Genomic DNA, 15,061 nt, shown 5'->3' with positions numbered 1-15,061 from the left:
TTATGGACGTTAAGACTTCTTCCTTCGCACCGTCCCCCTCGCGTGTGGGCGCTGCCCGCATCGGTATCGGCGGCCCGGTCGGTTCCGGTAAGACGGCACTGATCGAGCGGCTGATCCCGGCCTTTGCCGAGCGCGGCGTGTCGCTGGCGATCGTCACCAACGATCTGGTGACCGCCGAGGATGCCGAGCGCATCCGCCGCACCGGGTTGATCGACCCGGCCCGTGTCGCAGCGGTCGAGGCCGGCGCCTGTCCCCACACTGTGATCCGCGAGGATCCGACACTCAACATCGCCGCCGCCGACGATCTGGAAGCGCTGTTTCCCGACGTCGAGCTGATCCTGATCGAGAGTGGCGGCGACAACCTCGCCTCGACCTTCTCACTCGATCTCGTCGACTGGTGGATGTTCGTGATCGACGTCGCCGGCGGTGACGACATTCCGCGTAAGAAGGGGCCGGGCGTGCTCAAATGTGACCTGCTGGTGGTCAACAAGATGGACCTGGCGCCGTATGTCGGCGTCGACCTCGAACGCATGACCGCCGAGGCGACCACTGTGCGGGCGGGCAAGCCGATGGCCGTCACCAACTGCCGCACTGGTGAGGGCGTCGCTGCGATCGCCGACCGCATCATTGCCAACGTGCTGTTCAGATGACCTCGCACTTTACCCAGCCACACCACCACGAGGTCCTGGAGCTGCCGCGCCTGGCCGGGGCGCGACGCGGCCGCTTCGAGCTAGCCTTCTCCCGTCATGGCGCGCGCACCCATTTGGGCCGCCAGTTCGTTTCGTACCCGTTTCACATGACGCGGCCGTTCGTGCTCGACGCGGCCATACCGTCGCTGCTGACTGTCTACCAGCAGTCCTCTTCGGGCGGCCTCTATCGTGCCGAGCAACTATCCAGCCGCTACGAACTGGGTCCGGCCGCGGCAGCCCATGTCACCACCCAGGCGGCGACCGTCGTGCATGATTGCCACGGCCAGCCGGCCCACCAAGCAACCGAGATTGACCTCGAAGAGGGCGCGTTCCTGGCCTTGACGCCTGATCCGCTGGTGCTGTTTCCCGGAGCATCTTGTTCAAGTACCACCCAGGCAAGGTTGGCGCCCGGCGCTGTGCTGTTTTTGTCGGACGCCTTTGCTTGTCATGACCCGGAAGGGCGCTTCCGCCTCTTCGACCGGCTGGGCGCGGACGTTGTTATTCGCGACGCCGCAGGCCGCCTGCTGGTGCGTGACAATCTAGAAGTCACAGGCGCGCAGCTCGCAGGGCCAGCGTCGCCCATTGCTTTCTGGCGGGTCGTTTCCAACTTCATGCTTCTCGGCGACCTCACCCGGCTTCCGACAGCGGAAGTGCTTGTCGCGCTGAACAACACGACATCAGCGGTCCTCGGCGTAACGGCGCTGGCCAACGGCGCGGGCTGGGGCATCCGTTGCTTGGCTGCGGATGCGGTGACCGCGCGCGGCATATTCGAAAGCCTTTTTGGGCTTGCCGTCGAGGCGGCTTTTGGCAAACCGCCCGTGCCACGGCGCAAGTGACAACCGCATTCGCATTGCAAACATTGAAAGGAAGCAGGTCATGAAAAGCAAATCGATCCTCAGGTCCGCGGCATTGGCCGCCTTCGCATTGGCACCAGGTCTCGCCAACGCCCATACCGGCCTCGGCCATGTCGACGGTTTTGCCCATGGCTTTGCCCATCCGCTTGGCGGGCTCGACCATGTCCTCGCCATGGTCATGGTCGGTCTGTTCGCGTCCCAACTGGGTGGCCGCTCCAGATGGCTCGTGCCGGCAAGCTTCGTTTCGGTGATGGTGCTCGGCGGGGCTCTTGGTCTTGCCGGCATCGCCGTGCCCTTCGTCGAGCTTGGCATTGGCCTGTCGATCGTCGTGCTTGGCGGGGTAGTCGCCTTCAATCAGCAGGCGAGCGTAGCTGTCGCCATGGCGCTGGTCGGCTTCTTTGCGGTCTTTCATGGCTATGCCCATGGCGCCGAGATGCCGGAGAGCGCCAGCGGTCTGGCTTACGGTGCTGGTTTTGTGCTGGCGACCGCGACACTGCATGCCTTGGGCCTCGGCTTCGGCTTGCTTCTCGACAGCAAGGGCGGGGCGAGGGGTTCGTTCATCATCCGCTTACTCGGCGGGCTTGCCGCGATGGCGGGCGTTGGCGTGGTGAGCGGTTTCGTTTGAGTTTCGGCCAAGCCGTCTGAGGCCGGCGCCAGGCGCGGTTATTTACGCCCGGCGAATGTGGGAGGTGCCCAATGACAGCAGCAGTTTCCCTACCTCGGCTTGAGTCCGCAAGGCCCGGCCCGAGGGCACGGATGGCTTCGGCTCCGGCCGCGGTCGCACCGCCACTGTGCCAGGATCCGCACGCGATCCGCGTGCCTGAAGAAAATGAGCTTCAGGCGTCCATCGGTCGCGAGGTGCGGGCCTGCCGCAAACGCCATGGCATGACCGCGACGGAGCTTGCGGGTGCTGCCGGTATTTCGGTCGGCATGATGTCGAAAATCGAAAACGGGATGATATCGGCATCGCTTACCACATTGCAGGCGCTGTCGCAGGCGCTCGGGGTTCCGCTCACCGCGCTGCTGCGACGCTTCGAGGAAGAGCGTAGCGCGGTGTTCGTCAAGGCCGGGGCAGGGGTCGGAGTGGAACGGCGCGGCACGCGGGCTGGTCATCAGTATAATTTGCTTGGCTACATCGGATCCGGCTCCAGCCCGGTTTCGGTCGAGCCCTACCTCATTACCCTCACCAGCGACACCGACACCTTCCCGTTGTTCCAGCACCTGGGAATGGAGTTCCTCTACCTGCTCGACGGCGAGATCACCTATCGCCATGGCAAGACGCTCTACCACATGAGGCCGGGCGACAGCCTGTTCTTCGATGCCGATACGCCGCACGGCCCCGAGCACCTGACGAGGCTGCCCATTCGCTTCCTGTCCATCATATCGTATCCGCAAGGCGTCGAGGACTGACTTCGCAGGATAGCCTGAGGTCGAAAACGCGCAAAGCCCAGAGCCGGCTAAGTAGGCTGGATCCGCATCAGCGACTTCCAAAAGCTCGCTTGCGCTCAGTCGTGCGCCCGTATTTTCATCCTATCGGGGAACAGCCACCCTCCAAGTTCATCATTTGCTCTCAATAGCCGCGGAGGCAAGGGCTGGAGAAGAGCAAAGAATGTTCAAAAACCCTTGCCAACGGCGAGCCTCCATACACGGCCCCTATGCTGCCCAGCAGCAATGGGGTGGACTGCGGATGGTCTGCTTCAGGATAAGCTGACGCGATAGCTGCCTTCGCTGTTACCTTGACTGAACAATGGCGTCGAGCTACTCAGGGGCGTCGCGAAAAACGGCCGTCTGGATGAGCATTCGCTCTCGGACGCCGTATACACGCCGACCGTGCAGCAGTGTGGTCGTCCAGCGTCTCCCAAAACTTTGGTCAGCGTTTTGAGCGCTGATGCAACACGTGGAGCGCAAAGCACATGACCAAAACTATTGGTATTATCGGCGCTGGCCTTGGCGGCCTAACACTCGCCCGCGTCCTGCATCTCAACGGGATCGAAGCGACCATCTTCGAGGCAGAGCCGTCGCCTCAAGCGAGGTCGCAGGGTGGGCTGCTTGATATCCATGAGCATAGCGGCCAGCCTGCCCTTAGCGCGGCGGGGCTGTATCATGACTTCTTGAAGCTTGTTCGACCAGCAGAGGATGCCAAGCGTGTCGTTGACAAGGACGGCACTATCCTTCTCGACGTGCCAGGAAATCCGTTGTCACAGCAGCCGGAAGTCGACAGGGGCGAACTCCGCACCATGCTCCTCAGCTCGCTGCCAGAGGCGACGATTTGCTGGGGTCGCAAGGCGACGTCCATCAAAGCAGTCGGAAACAGTCATGAAGCCATGTTTGCCGATGGCAGCTTATTCACCGCTGATCTCCTTGTCGGCGCCGATGGCGCTTGGTCAAAGGTGCGACCATTGTTGAGTGACACCGAGCCGCTATACTCCGGCACGTGCTTCCTTGAGATCGCGCATCCTGCTGGCGGCAATGGTGCTGACAGGCTCGCTGCGATTGTCGGCACTGGAACACTAATGGCAGTCGCGCCCGGCAAGGGCATTATCGCGCATCGCAACGCTGATAGCAGTATCTCTGGCTACGTAGCACTGAACAAACCGGAGGAATGGATCAGGTCAGTCGACTTCAGCGACCCTCGTGTCGGCCGAGAGGTCCTTGCGGCACAATTCGGTGGATGGGCGCCAGACCTCATCGACTTTGTCACTGCGAGCACCCTTGATCATCCAACGCTTCGCCCGATCTACGCATTGCCTGTCGGGCACGTATGGTTGCGCAAACCAGGGCTTACGCTTGTTGGCGACGCCGCGCATTTGATGTCCCCGTTCGCAGGCGAAGGCGCAAATCAGGCCATGTATGACGGCGCGGAGCTTGGCCGGGCGATCATTGCCAACCCAAGCGACAGAGAGGCAGCTTTGGCGATGTACGAGCATGAGCTGTTTGAGCGCACTCGCGGGGTTGCAGAAATATCAGCACAGAACTTAGGATTGTTCTTCGGAGATATGGCGCCACACAGCGTGGTCGAACTTATGAGGCCGAACACCGCTCATTCTCCGCACCGTCGAGTCAATTTGGATAGCAATGGCAAGGTTTCATCTGCAACCAAGTCGGCAAGCTTTTCATAGACTCTGGCGTGGTAGTCATCGATCCAGCTTCGCTCGCGCTCGGTGAGGTCGACCACATTGACCATCGTAAGGTCTATCGGCGCCAGTGTCAGCGATTCAAAGCGGCAGAAGCCCGGTCCCGCCTCGACCACCTCGACCTGGTTCTCGATACGCATGCCGAAAGCTGCAGCTTTGTAGTAGCCCGGTTCGATCGTCATGATGTTTCCGGGCTCCAGGCCAAAGAGGTTCGGCTTCTTTGCAAAGCGGTGTGGATACTCATGGATCAACAGATTGTGGCCTACTCCGTGGCCGGTCCCGTGGTCGTAGTCGAGCCCCAATTCCCAAAGGGGCAAGCGCGCCAGCGCGTCGAGCTGGTGACCGCAGGTGCCCACCGGGAACCGTGCCGTTAGCAGCGCAATGAACCCCTTCAGAACAGCTGTGTAGGCTCGTCTCATCTCTAGTGTCGGCGTTCCCAACATGAGCGTGCGGGTAACATCCGTGGTACCGGTAACATACTGGCCGCCCGAGTCGACCAGATACGGCGCGTCACGAGTGATGGCAGCGTTGGTCTCCGGCCGGGAGTGATAGTGACACATGGCGGCGTTCGGCCCTGCCGCAGAGATGGTCGCGAAACTGGCCTCCAGGAAATCGCTGCGCACCTCACGGAACGCAAGCAGCCGTTCTTCCGCTTCCATCTCGGTCAACGGCAGACCGGACTTCTCGCGCATGTCCAGTTCCTGCGACAACCAGGCGAGGAAATTGGTCAGCGCTACTCCATCCTCCAAGTGACAATCGCGAAAGCCTTGCAGCTCGATTGCATTCTTCTTCGCCTTGGCGATCGTCAGCGGGCTTGGGCCGGCAATGATGGCCCCGCCATGTCCCGATATCGCCAACTGAACGGACTTTGGCGCAAAGTCCAAGTCGACCGCTGCTCGCGCCGATGGGGCGAGCTCAGCGATGTGACCCAAAAACTGCTGCGGGTCGGATAGGGCAACGTCGTCTAGTTCGAAGTCCGAAAGTCTGTTGCCCAGCTTGCGACGATCGACAAACCAGTTCACACGCCCGACGGCATCCATCGTCAGGAAAGAATGCGGAACCGGGTTCATGGTGACGTCCGAGCCGCGCACGTTGAGCAGCCAGGCGATGTTGTCAGGCAGTGTCTCAACCAGAACGGTTGCGCCCATCTTCCGCAGTTGCGCTGCAATCTGCTGGCGCTTATCACGCGAGCTTTCGCCGGCGACGGCGACCCCCATCGGTCGGATGGAGCCGAGGGGTGGTGCAGGACGTTCAAGCCAGACGTTGTCGAAGACAGCCTCGTCAAGTTCGACAATTTCAGCGCCCTGTTCTGCGAGCGCGGCCTGGAGGCGGTCAAAGAGCGCGGCGTTGACCAGCATGGGATTGAGCCCGATGCGCCAGGTGTTGCCCGCGTTGTCGTGCAGCCATTGATCTAGCGGCTCATCATGCAGGTGTCGTATGCCGTAGATATCGAGATCTACTTCTTCCCGGACTTGGACCTGGTACCGCCCGTCGACGAAGATGAGCGCGCTGTCTTCGAGGATAAGTGCCATCCCCGCCGACCCGGTGAAACCGGAGATGTATTCGAGACAGTTATCGCGCTCAGCGGTTTCCTCGCTCTGATGCGCGTCGGTGCGTGGCACAATCAGGCCGTGCAAACCATCTTGTCTCATGCGGGTGCGAAGGCGTTCCACGCGCATGCGCTTGTTGCTGGCTGAGGCCATTCTCTGCTCCTCGTCGGTCGTATCAGGGTTTAAGCGGGCCGCCTTTGTCCGCAATCATCTTGATCAGTCGCGTCAGCACCGAGCCGGACTGGCGCAGACCGTCGTGTTCGAACTCGTTGGTGATCCAGTAGTCCAGATTGCCGACATGACGGGCGGTTGCGAGCGAAAGTTCCGCGTCGACATACATGTCGTCGTGGTAGATCGCAGCGGCCAGCGGGACGGCGTTCGATGCCAGCAGGGTAGTGTCGTAAAGCGAGCCCGCGGGCTTGCGCTGCGCCAGCGCCTCGGCGCCGGCCTTGAACGGGCGCATTGCGGCGATGTCATCGAACATCCAAGGGTACATCATCTCGCCGGTGAACAGCAGCGGCCGTGCGCTGGAGGCGAACGACGGCGGCCTGTGGCGCTCGGCGGCCCAGGCGGCGGGCGCCTCGCCGGTATAGATCGCTTCTTGGAGGACGGCAAAGAGCGGGCTGCCTTCGCTGGATGTGGCGTCGCATACGGTGCGGATGAACAGATCAGATAGGCCGGACGGGGCGGTATCGTCGAACGCCTCCTCCAGGATCCAGTGGGTGTTCTCGAAGCCGGACTGCATGCCGAAATCGAGACCCAGCATCTGGAAGCGTCGGGCCGTGAGTCTGTCATCTCCGGGCAATGCCGGCTTTGATTGCTCCAGCCGGTCAGCAATGTCGGCCACGCGGGCAACATTCTGCGGATAGCGCTTGTAGAACGCTGCGTTCTTGGCGGCGACGCGCTGATAGGTGAGTTGGTAAGTGTCGTCGGCGGTTGCGCCGAGACCCGGCAGCCCGCCGGTGATGTAGCAGGCGGACAAGCCCTCGGGCGCGCGACTAAGATAGGTCAATGTAAGGAACCCGCCATAGCTCTGGCCGAGCGTTTGCCAGCGCTTGCCGCCAAACACCGTCTTCCGCAAATGTTCGAAATCCGCGACGATGGAGCCGGCCAGAAACAGCTGGAGATGGTCGGCCGCTTCCTCGCCATCGGCAAACCTGACCATGGCATGCGACGTGACCGGACTGGATTGCCCCGTGCCTCGCTGGTCCGGAAGGACGACGCGGTGTGACTTCAATGCCTCCAGGAGCCAGCCCGGCGAGTCAGTCGTCGGGCGGGGCGACTTCCCGCCTGGGCCGCCTTGGAGGAACACGAGCAATGGCAGGTCCTGCGACTTGCGTGCGGGATCGACGACCTCACGTGCGAACAGCTGGATTGATGGGCCCTGAGGTTTCGACCAGTCAAGCGGCACGGGAACGACGTGATCGCGAATGTGCATTCCGGGGATGGTGTAGTCTGAGACGATCATGAGTGCTTAACGTACGCGTGGGTCCAGAAGGACATAAAGGACGTCGACAATGATATTGGCGACGACGATGAAAAGGCCGCCGAGCAGCACGACGCCGATGATGATCGGGCGGTCCTGGTTGTTGACAGCTTGCACCGCAAGCGCGCCGACACCCTGGAGCCCGAATACCTGTTCGATGACGATGGCGCCACCGAGAAGCAGCGCAATGTCGGATCCCAGTTGGGTGACCAGCGGCGTCAACGCCGCGCGCATGCCATGCTTCCAGACGACGGTACGCTCGGAAGCGCCCTTGGCGCGCGCCGTGCGAATATAATCCTCGCCCATGACCTCGAGCATTTGCCCGCGGGTGAGGCGCGCATAGACGGCAGCAATCGTCAGGGCGAGCGTCATCCACGGCAGGGCCATGTGCCAGGCCCAGATTAGAGGATCGCTGGTGAAGGCCTTGTATCCGCCTGCCGGAAACAACGTGAACCCGGCTTGGCGCGGCAGGAAGTACAGACAATAGAGCGCCATCATGCCAAGGACGAATGTCGGGAAGCTGAGGCCGACCAGGATGAAGGCCTGCCCGAGCCGGTCCCTGATCGTTCCTGGATGCCGAGCGGACATGACGCCGATCGGAATGCCGATGGCGAGCCACAGCACCACCGCGCCTATGACCAAGGAAAGCGTCGCCGGCACACGGCGCATTATGATCTTGGTCACCGGCTGCTGGTTTCTATAGGAGAAGCCGAGGTCGCCGGCTACCGCGTTGCCGAGGAAGCGCACATACTGCTCAGGCAACGGCCGGTCGAGGCCGAGATTCTTGCGGATTTGCACCAACTGGGCTTCGCTCGCCTTCTCACCGCCGATCATGGCAGCGGGGTCGCCGGGGGCTACGAAAAACAGGAGGAACACGAAGAGGCTGAGCGCCAACAAGACGCCAACGCCAAAGCCAATGCGGCGTAGGAGGAACTTGATCACGGTTTGCTCGCGGCCTTCTTTTGCCTTTTGAGATTTCGCACCATGCGCGAACTCTTAGGATCGAGCGCGTCACGCAGGCCGTCGCCCAAGATGTTGAAGGCAAGCGTCGTTAGCAGCAGGGCGAGGCCGGGCACGAACACCATCCACCAGGCTATGAGGTAGAGCGAATTGGACGAGGCGTCGGCCAGCATGCCGCCCCAGCTCGGCGTTGGCGGAATAATGCCCATGCCAAGGAACGACAGCGTCGCTTCGAAAACGATGGAGCTCGGGATCTGCATAGTGGTGTAGACGATGATTGGCACTGCAAGATTGGGCAGTATATCGACGACCATGATGGAAAGCGGTCCGGCGCCGAGGGCGCGGCTGGCCTGCACGAATTCCTGCCGGCTGAGGCTGATCACCTGGCCGCGTATGACGCGGGCCATCGGCGCCCAGCTGAAGAATACAATTACCGTAACGCTGAGCAGGATGCTGGGGCCCATGGCGGAAACAAGCGCCAGCGCACACAACAAAAAGGGCACGCTCATTACCAGGTCGATGACGCGACTGAGCATGATGTCGACCAGGCCGCCGAAATAGCCGGCGGTCACGCCCACTACGATGGCGACCAAGGAGGCTGCCAAGGATGCGAGCACCCCGACCAGCAGCGAGATGCGCGCACCGTAAGCAAGCCGAACTAGAACGTCACGGCCAAGTTGATCGCTGCCGAGCCAGAACTCAGCATTCGGCGCCACCGGGATACCAGCCGGCGTGAGCCCGGTTTCCCGAAACTGCTCAATCGGCGAATGGCCGGTCAGATGGGCGATCCACGGGGCAAGGGCTGCGAGCAAGATGACCAGGACGATGACAACGAGCGCCATCATGCTGGCGCGGTCGCGTCGCAGGCGGCGCAGCGTGAGGTCCAGTGCGCCGCGTTGAACGATGCCGGTCTCTTCGACAGATGTCTCGCTCATCGCGCAATCTCGCGTGTTTCTAGAAGCTTGCGGTCGGGTGGCACACTGAGTTTTGGTGGTGCATGCGAGGCACTGAGCAGCGAGCGGGTATATTCGTTTGCAGGGTTGCGGAAGATCGTTTCGCTGTCGGCCAACTCGACGATGCGCCCGGCCTGCATGACGGCGATGCGGTCGCACAGATGGCGGACGACAGTGAGGTCGTGCGAGATGAACAGATAGGTCAGCCCAAGTTCTTGCTGCAATTCGCGTAGCAAGTTTAGCACTTGGGCTTGGATCGAGACGTCGAGCGCCGAAACCGGCTCGTCACAAATGATTAGCGACGGATTGAGGGCCAAGGCGCGCGCAATGCCGATGCGCTGGCGTTGGCCACCTGAGAATTCCGCCGGGAAGCGATTATAGTGCTCGGGGTTCAGCCCGACCATTTCCATCAGCCTGCGAACCCGCGCCTTGCGCTCTTCGCCGCTTGCAACGCGATGCAGGCGGTATGGATCGCCGATGATCGAGCCCACGCGGCGACGCGGATTAAGCGAGCCGTATGGATCCTGGAAGACCACCTGCACCTGACGGCGCATTGCGCGCCATTCGTCCCGCGACAGCTTGCCCACGTCGCGTCCGAGGAGCTTGATCGACCCTCCGGTGGTCGGCGTCAAGCCGGCGATCGCACGGGCGAGGGTGGATTTGCCGCAGCCGCTTTCGCCGACGAGGCCGAGCGTCTCGCCACGCCACACCGTCAAGTCGATACCTTTTAGTACCTCAAGCTTGCGTCGTTCGCCGAAGAACCCGCCGACGTCGTAAGTCAGTTGCAGGTCGCGAACCTCGGCCACCTTCTCCGCTCTCAGCACCGGCGCCGAGTCCGGCGCAGGTCCTTTAGAACCGGCATCGCTCGGTGCGGCGTCTAGCCAGCACAGCGACTCCACCCCGTCACTGTAGAGGCGCAGTGGCGGTGCATCGGATGTGCAGCGCGGCATCGCTTGGTCGCAGCGGGGCGCAAACGCGCAGCCGCGTGGCGTCCCCAGGAGGCTCGGCGGCCGCCCCTTGATAGGCGTCAGCTTGGTGCCGGGCTGGTAGTTGGCGGGCGACGAGCGGCAGAGGCCCGAGGTATAGGGATGTGCGGGCGAGCGGAGGATACGATCCGCCGGGCCATATTCCATCCGGTTGCCGGCATACATGATCATGACATCGTCGGCGACGTTCGACAGAAGCCCGAGGTCGTGGGTGATCAGGATGATCGTCGTTCCCAGTTCGCGACGCATGCTGTCGAGTAGCTCGATGATCTGCGCCTGCACTGTGACGTCGAGCGCGGTCGTCGGCTCGTCGGCAATGACAAGTGCTGGCTTCAGGATCAGCGCCATGGCGATCATGACGCGCTGGCGCATGCCCCCGGAAAACTGGTGCGGATAGTCGTCGACCCGCGACTGCGGGTTGGGAATGCCTACCTTGCCGAGCATTTCGATCACGCGCGCTCGTGCCTGCGTCCGGGAAACCTTCTCGTGCAAGTGCAGCGCCTCTGCGATCTGCGCGCCGATGGTGAAATAGGGATGCAGGCTCGACAGCGGATCCTGGAAGATCATGGCGATCTTGCCGCCGCGCAACTGGCGCATGTCCGATTGCGACATGCCGACGAGATTGCGGCCCTCAAACAGCACTTCGCCGCTGACCTCGGCAGAGGGCGCCAATCCCATGATGGACTGGGTCAGGACGCTCTTGCCCGAACCGGATTCGCCGGCGATGCCGAATATCGTTCCCGGTCGTACAGAAAACGACACGTTGCGCACGGCCTGCACAACGCCATCTTCGGTCGGGATCTCAACCCGGAGATTGCGGACTTCCAGAACAGCCAAAATAAAGCCTCGCGCGGACTTTTCGGAGCCAAATGCCGCGCCGCCCTAGCGGCGCGGCGATCAATGTGGTGCGGTTAGCGATCGAGCCAGATGTTGGTCCAGTCGCCTTCCACGCCGAGCGCGTAGGGTTGGTAGTTCTTGACGGCCTCGCTGCGGTAGCGCGGGTTCTTGTTGGCGATGAGCGGTACGACCGGCGCGTCGGCCATCACAATCTCGTCGACCTGGGCCCAGAGCTTGGCGGTGTCTTCAGGAGTGGTGGCGTTAATCGCCTGAGCAGCCACTTCGTTGGCTTTGGTATTGTTGTAGTCAGCGTAGTTGTACTTCTGGTGCGTGCCGTCGAACGTAAACTGCGGCTGGAAGACTGAGCGCGCAGCTCCGCCGACCCAATCCGGCGTCCAACCTACCGGGGCAATATCCCAAGTGCCGGCCTTGATGTTACTCTCACTGGTCAGATATTTCGAGTAATAGTCCGCCGCAGTGACCGGGGTCAGCTCCAGCTTGATGCCGGCGCGTTCCATGCTGGCCTGGATTGTCGCGGCGGTAGCGACTTCAAGGTCCTTGTTGCGGTAGGGCATTTTCAGGGTGATCCCGTTCGGGAACCCGGCCTCGGCCAGAAGCGCCTTCGCCTTCTCAGGGTCGCCCTTGGAGTCCTTCGAGGGGTAGAGGTCGAACTTGTGGTGGCCGAGAAGGCCCGTGCCGAAGATGCCGTGCACCGGCTCTGCGACAGTTGAACCGCCCCACTGCTGGACGATCGCCGACTTGTCGACGGCATACTGCAGGGCTTGGCGGACACGCAGGTCCTTGAGCGCGCCGTTGTTGTTGTTCGACTGGGTATTGATGGTGATGAAGTTGGTGTTGCCCGCCGACAGCGCGGTCAGTTTTTCGTCGCCCTGCGCGGTCAGTGTCGAAAGGATCGCGGTTGGCACGTTGATGTCATAGGCAAGATCCGCGTCGCCAGACTGCAGCTGCTGCATGATGGCGTCAGCCTGCAGACCCATCGTGATCTCGATCTCGTCCACATATGCCTTGCGAAACGGGTCGGTCTCTGCGTTCCAGGCCGGATTGCGCACCAGCTTCAGCAAGGTGTCGGGGGTGTATTCGCCGATCGTATAGGGTGCGACCGAGACGTAGTTGGCGCGGTATTCCGGGCTGTCTGGGAGATACTCCAGCGCCTCGACCGGTACGGGAGCGGCGTTCTGCAGCGAAAGCATATAAATGAAGTCGCCGGCGCGTTCCTTCAACTTGATGACGATGGTCTGCTCGTCGGGCGTCGAAATGCCGGAGACGGAATTGTCCTCGATGTATTTCTTGATGGCAGCGGCGGTGGGTTCGACCTTGGCAAACCCGTCGCAGAATTCAGCGAAGCCAGCGATCAGGCCGGTGTAATAGCTCAATGTGGCCGGCTGCAGATGCGGATTGCACATCTTCTTGATGCCACGCTCCATGTCCGCAGCCACCAGCGCGCGCGATCCTGCCGGTGCATTCCACATCACGTTCGGACGCAGCTTGAACGTATAGGTCAGTCCCTCGTCGGTAGGCTGGGGGACTTCAGCTGCCAAATCGCCAACGGGCCGCATAGCTACGTCGGGATCGTTTGAGGCTTCGTAGCTGATCAGTTGGCGGGAAATGGCGCGCGCCAGATTGTTCGTGTTGACCATGGCTCCGGCCATCGGGTCGATGTGGTCGGGCTCGCCGGTCGCAAGGATGCGGAGGGTGCCGCCCTTGACCGCTTCCTGTGCAGAACCTGCAACAACACCAAACATCATCGTGGATGACGTCAAGGCAATCAGAAACGCAGAAATCCCAGATGTACGCACGCTTTCCTCCCTGCTGTGCTGAACACTCCTTCTTGGTCATAAGCATGATTTTTTAGTTTGGCTATAATTTTTTTACCTCGCTTCCCAGAAAGCCATTGGAGCAGATAAGATGGGCATGAAATGGAACGAAAGGAGCAGTGGCGCGGACTTTCCGCGCCATAAGTTGGCATGCCAGAGAAGAAGAATAAGAATACAGCGCCGATCGAAGAGCCGAACGCCGGTGCGGCCGCTGTCGGCGCAAAGATCAGGCGTCGCCGGCGCGAAATGGAGCTGACTCTTCAAGAGGTTGCCGACCAAGTGCAGCTTTCCGTGGGTTTCCTCTCGCAGGTCGAGCGCGGACAGTCGACGCCGTCGCTTTCTTCGCTATGCGCCATTGCTCAGGCCTTGGACTCACCTGTTGATGCATTCGTGATCTCGCCCCGGCGCGCGGGCGTAGTTTCTCGCGCTGGCGAACGGGAACGGTTCAACCTTGGCGACGAAAACCGGACCTACGAACTGCTGGGCATGGGCTTTCCGGGTGCAAAATTGAACGGGTGCGTTGTTCGTCGGACGCCAGGCAAGGTGACGGAAGTCATGCGCGCCGACGGCGAAGAGATCGCATATGTTCTTCAGGGGACGGTTCTTTACGAGATCGACGGCGAGCGACACATCCTGAAGTCGGGAGACTCGATACATTTCAAGGCGGACCGGCCGCATCGAACGGCTGCACTGGGCGATGAGGATGCTGTCGAACTCTACGTCAGCACGATGTCATTTTTCACCTGACAGAGACGGTCTGGCGAGTGCAGCTGGAGTTTCCCAGGTATAAAATTGTACCGTTACTGTCTATCTCTGTCGTGCAATGCGCGTGACGGCGAGACCTGACGCAGCCAGATTTTGAGTGGTGGGCTGGGCCTGCGGGGGGACTTTGCCGGTCATCTTCCCGTTCCCCTCAGCCGGCGACGTCGATGCCCCTGAGCAGGCCCCTTGTCCTAGCGGTACGCGGCATTGCGACGCCTATGCAACTTAGACAAATCTGCGAGAAACCTGTTAGGTCGATCAATGATTTGTGGATGCTGCGACGGGAGGTAAAGTTGAAAACCACGCCGGTCGGTGGCCACGCGATACACCACCGCGTGCCCCAAACCCGGCGCGCTTCGCAATGGTGCTCTATTGTCCTTCTGTCTACGGACAATCATGCTCGCCGGCCCTATTTTCCCAGAAATATCTGTTTCCAGTCGGCCTTCATGTCCACGACCGTCCAATTGTTGACAGCGGCGGCATCGAGCGCCTTGTCCAGGTGGCCGAATTCGCTTTTTCGGTCGTAGGCATACTCGCGCTCGGCATCAGTGTGGTGAACGATCAAGCCGAACCTTGGACCGTCGGTGAGCGTCGTCCATTGAAGCATTTCGAGGTCACCGTCCGAATTGCCGAAGGCCGCGATCGGGCGGCGGCCGATCTGCTCGTTGATGCCAACCGGCTTGCCAGCCTTGTCGTCGATGAAGTTGACCTCAGGCAGCCGAAACAGAGTTGGCGCGCCGTCCTTCATCTCGAATCTCGTCTTGATCGACGACCCGACAACCTGTTCTGGGGGAACACCATAGATCTTTTCGGACCAGGGACGCATGAACTCTATGCCGCCGCCCGAGACGATGAATGTCTTGAAACCGTTGGCGCGTAGATAGGCGAGCAATTCGAGCATCGGCTGGTAGACGAGTTCGGTGTAGGGGCGCTTGAACCGACCATCACGCGCGGTCGCGATCCAATCGGTAACGATCTTTTGGAACTCGTCGCTGGTCATCCCGGCGTGCGTCGC

General features: G+C 61.3%; 13 protein-coding genes and 1 pseudogene. 6 read left to right on the top strand and 8 right to left on the bottom strand.

Going from position 1 to position 15,061, the window contains the following annotated elements:
- Nucleotides 1-2: 2 nt before the first annotated feature.
- The 5 genes from ureG (at nucleotide 3) to AC1DLV_RS28140 (ending at nucleotide 4,662) form a co-directional block, all read left to right on the top strand.
- Nucleotides 3-650, top strand: a complete 648-nt coding sequence (gene ureG / locus AC1DLV_RS28160) for an urease accessory protein UreG (RefSeq protein ID WP_476803330.1) — start codon at nucleotides 3-5, stop codon at nucleotides 648-650.
- Nucleotides 647-1,525 (top strand): urease accessory protein UreD, encoded by an 879-nt coding sequence (locus tag AC1DLV_RS28155; protein ID WP_476803329.1) that lies wholly within the window; start codon nucleotides 647-649, stop codon nucleotides 1,523-1,525. The genes ureG and AC1DLV_RS28155 overlap by 4 nt, the downstream gene beginning before the upstream one ends.
- A 40-nt stretch (nucleotides 1,526-1,565) precedes the next feature.
- Nucleotides 1,566-2,168 carry a HupE/UreJ family protein gene (locus AC1DLV_RS28150; RefSeq protein WP_476803328.1) on the top strand — a complete coding sequence of 201 codons (603 nt, stop codon included), beginning with the start codon at nucleotides 1,566-1,568 and terminating at the stop codon, nucleotides 2,166-2,168.
- A 131-nt stretch (nucleotides 2,169-2,299) separates the two neighbouring features.
- Nucleotides 2,300-2,953, top strand: a complete 654-nt coding sequence (locus tag AC1DLV_RS28145; protein ID WP_476803327.1) for a helix-turn-helix domain-containing protein — start codon at nucleotides 2,300-2,302, stop codon at nucleotides 2,951-2,953.
- Between the two features lie 503 nt (nucleotides 2,954-3,456).
- Nucleotides 3,457-4,662, top strand: coding sequence for an FAD-dependent oxidoreductase (locus tag AC1DLV_RS28140; RefSeq protein ID WP_476803326.1), 1,206 nt, complete (start codon nucleotides 3,457-3,459; stop codon nucleotides 4,660-4,662).
- On the opposite strand, the gene AC1DLV_RS28135 is transcribed toward AC1DLV_RS28140, so the two are convergent.
- From AC1DLV_RS28135 to AC1DLV_RS28105, 7 genes and pseudogenes are all read right to left on the bottom strand, one after another.
- A complete protein-coding gene (locus AC1DLV_RS28135; RefSeq protein WP_476803325.1) occupies nucleotides 4,584-6,380 on the bottom strand; it encodes an aminopeptidase P family protein in 1,797 nt (598 codons plus the stop codon). The two genes, AC1DLV_RS28140 and AC1DLV_RS28135, sit on opposite strands and share 79 nt — an antisense overlap.
- Nucleotides 6,381-6,402: 22 nt before the next feature.
- Nucleotides 6,403-7,692, bottom strand: a complete 1,290-nt coding sequence (locus tag AC1DLV_RS28130) for an alpha/beta fold hydrolase (protein ID WP_476803352.1) — start codon at nucleotides 7,690-7,692, stop codon at nucleotides 6,403-6,405.
- Between the two features lie 9 nt (nucleotides 7,693-7,701).
- Nucleotides 7,702-8,655: an ABC transporter permease gene (locus AC1DLV_RS28125; protein ID WP_476803324.1), complete on the bottom strand. Its 954-nt coding sequence runs from the start codon at nucleotides 8,653-8,655 to the stop codon at nucleotides 7,702-7,704.
- A complete protein-coding gene (locus tag AC1DLV_RS28120; protein WP_476803323.1) occupies nucleotides 8,652-9,608 on the bottom strand; it encodes an ABC transporter permease in 957 nt (318 codons plus the stop codon). Before AC1DLV_RS28120 ends, AC1DLV_RS28125 begins: the two co-directional genes overlap by 4 nt.
- Complete coding sequence (locus AC1DLV_RS28115; protein WP_476836312.1) at nucleotides 9,605-10,432, bottom strand: ABC transporter ATP-binding protein; 828 nt, start codon at nucleotides 10,430-10,432, stop codon at nucleotides 9,605-9,607. Before AC1DLV_RS28115 ends, AC1DLV_RS28120 begins: the two co-directional genes overlap by 4 nt.
- A gap of 84 nt (nucleotides 10,433-10,516) precedes the next feature.
- Nucleotides 10,517-11,449: pseudogene (locus AC1DLV_RS28110) on the bottom strand (ABC transporter ATP-binding protein); the annotation flags it as partial.
- A 74-nt stretch (nucleotides 11,450-11,523) separates the two neighbouring features.
- Entirely contained in the window at nucleotides 11,524-13,266 is a 1,743-nt protein-coding gene (locus AC1DLV_RS28105) for an ABC transporter substrate-binding protein (protein ID WP_476803322.1), read from the bottom strand.
- Between the two features lie 168 nt (nucleotides 13,267-13,434).
- Between AC1DLV_RS28105 and AC1DLV_RS28100 the strand changes: the two genes are divergently transcribed.
- Complete coding sequence (locus AC1DLV_RS28100) at nucleotides 13,435-14,031, top strand: helix-turn-helix domain-containing protein (RefSeq protein WP_476803321.1); 597 nt, start codon at nucleotides 13,435-13,437, stop codon at nucleotides 14,029-14,031.
- Nucleotides 14,032-14,455: 424 nt separating this feature from the next.
- Here AC1DLV_RS28100 and AC1DLV_RS28095 read toward each other — a convergent pair.
- Nucleotides 14,456-15,061, bottom strand: a 606-nt coding sequence (locus tag AC1DLV_RS28095) for an HAD family hydrolase (RefSeq protein ID WP_476836311.1), incomplete at its 5' end; no start/stop codon positions are given.

The organism is Aminobacter sp. 01T433 (assembly GCF_056398585.1).
The sequence above is the reverse complement of the archived record's forward strand: the minus strand, read 5'-3'. Positions and strand labels throughout refer to the sequence as shown.

Bases quoted from the DNA above. Each gene is read 5' to 3' on its own strand.
- AC1DLV_RS28155 (WP_476803329.1), top strand. From the start codon at position 647: ATGACCTCGCACTTTACCCAGCCACACCACCACGAGGTCCTGGAGCTG.
- AC1DLV_RS28150 (WP_476803328.1), top strand. From the start codon at position 1,566: ATGAAAAGCAAATCGATCCTCAGGTCCGCGGCATTGGCCGCCTTCGCA.
- AC1DLV_RS28145 (WP_476803327.1), top strand. From the start codon at position 2,300: ATGGCTTCGGCTCCGGCCGCGGTCGCACCGCCACTGTGCCAGGATCCG.
- AC1DLV_RS28140 (WP_476803326.1), top strand. From the start codon at position 3,457: ATGACCAAAACTATTGGTATTATCGGCGCTGGCCTTGGCGGCCTAACA.
- AC1DLV_RS28135 (WP_476803325.1), bottom strand. From the start codon at position 6,380: ATGGCCTCAGCCAGCAACAAGCGCATGCGCGTGGAACGCCTTCGCACC.
- AC1DLV_RS28100 (WP_476803321.1), top strand. From the start codon at position 13,435: ATGCCAGAGAAGAAGAATAAGAATACAGCGCCGATCGAAGAGCCGAAC.
- AC1DLV_RS28120 (WP_476803323.1), bottom strand. From the start codon at position 9,608: ATGAGCGAGACATCTGTCGAAGAGACCGGCATCGTTCAACGCGGCGCA.
- ureG (WP_476803330.1), top strand. From the start codon at position 3: ATGGACGTTAAGACTTCTTCCTTCGCACCGTCCCCCTCGCGTGTGGGC.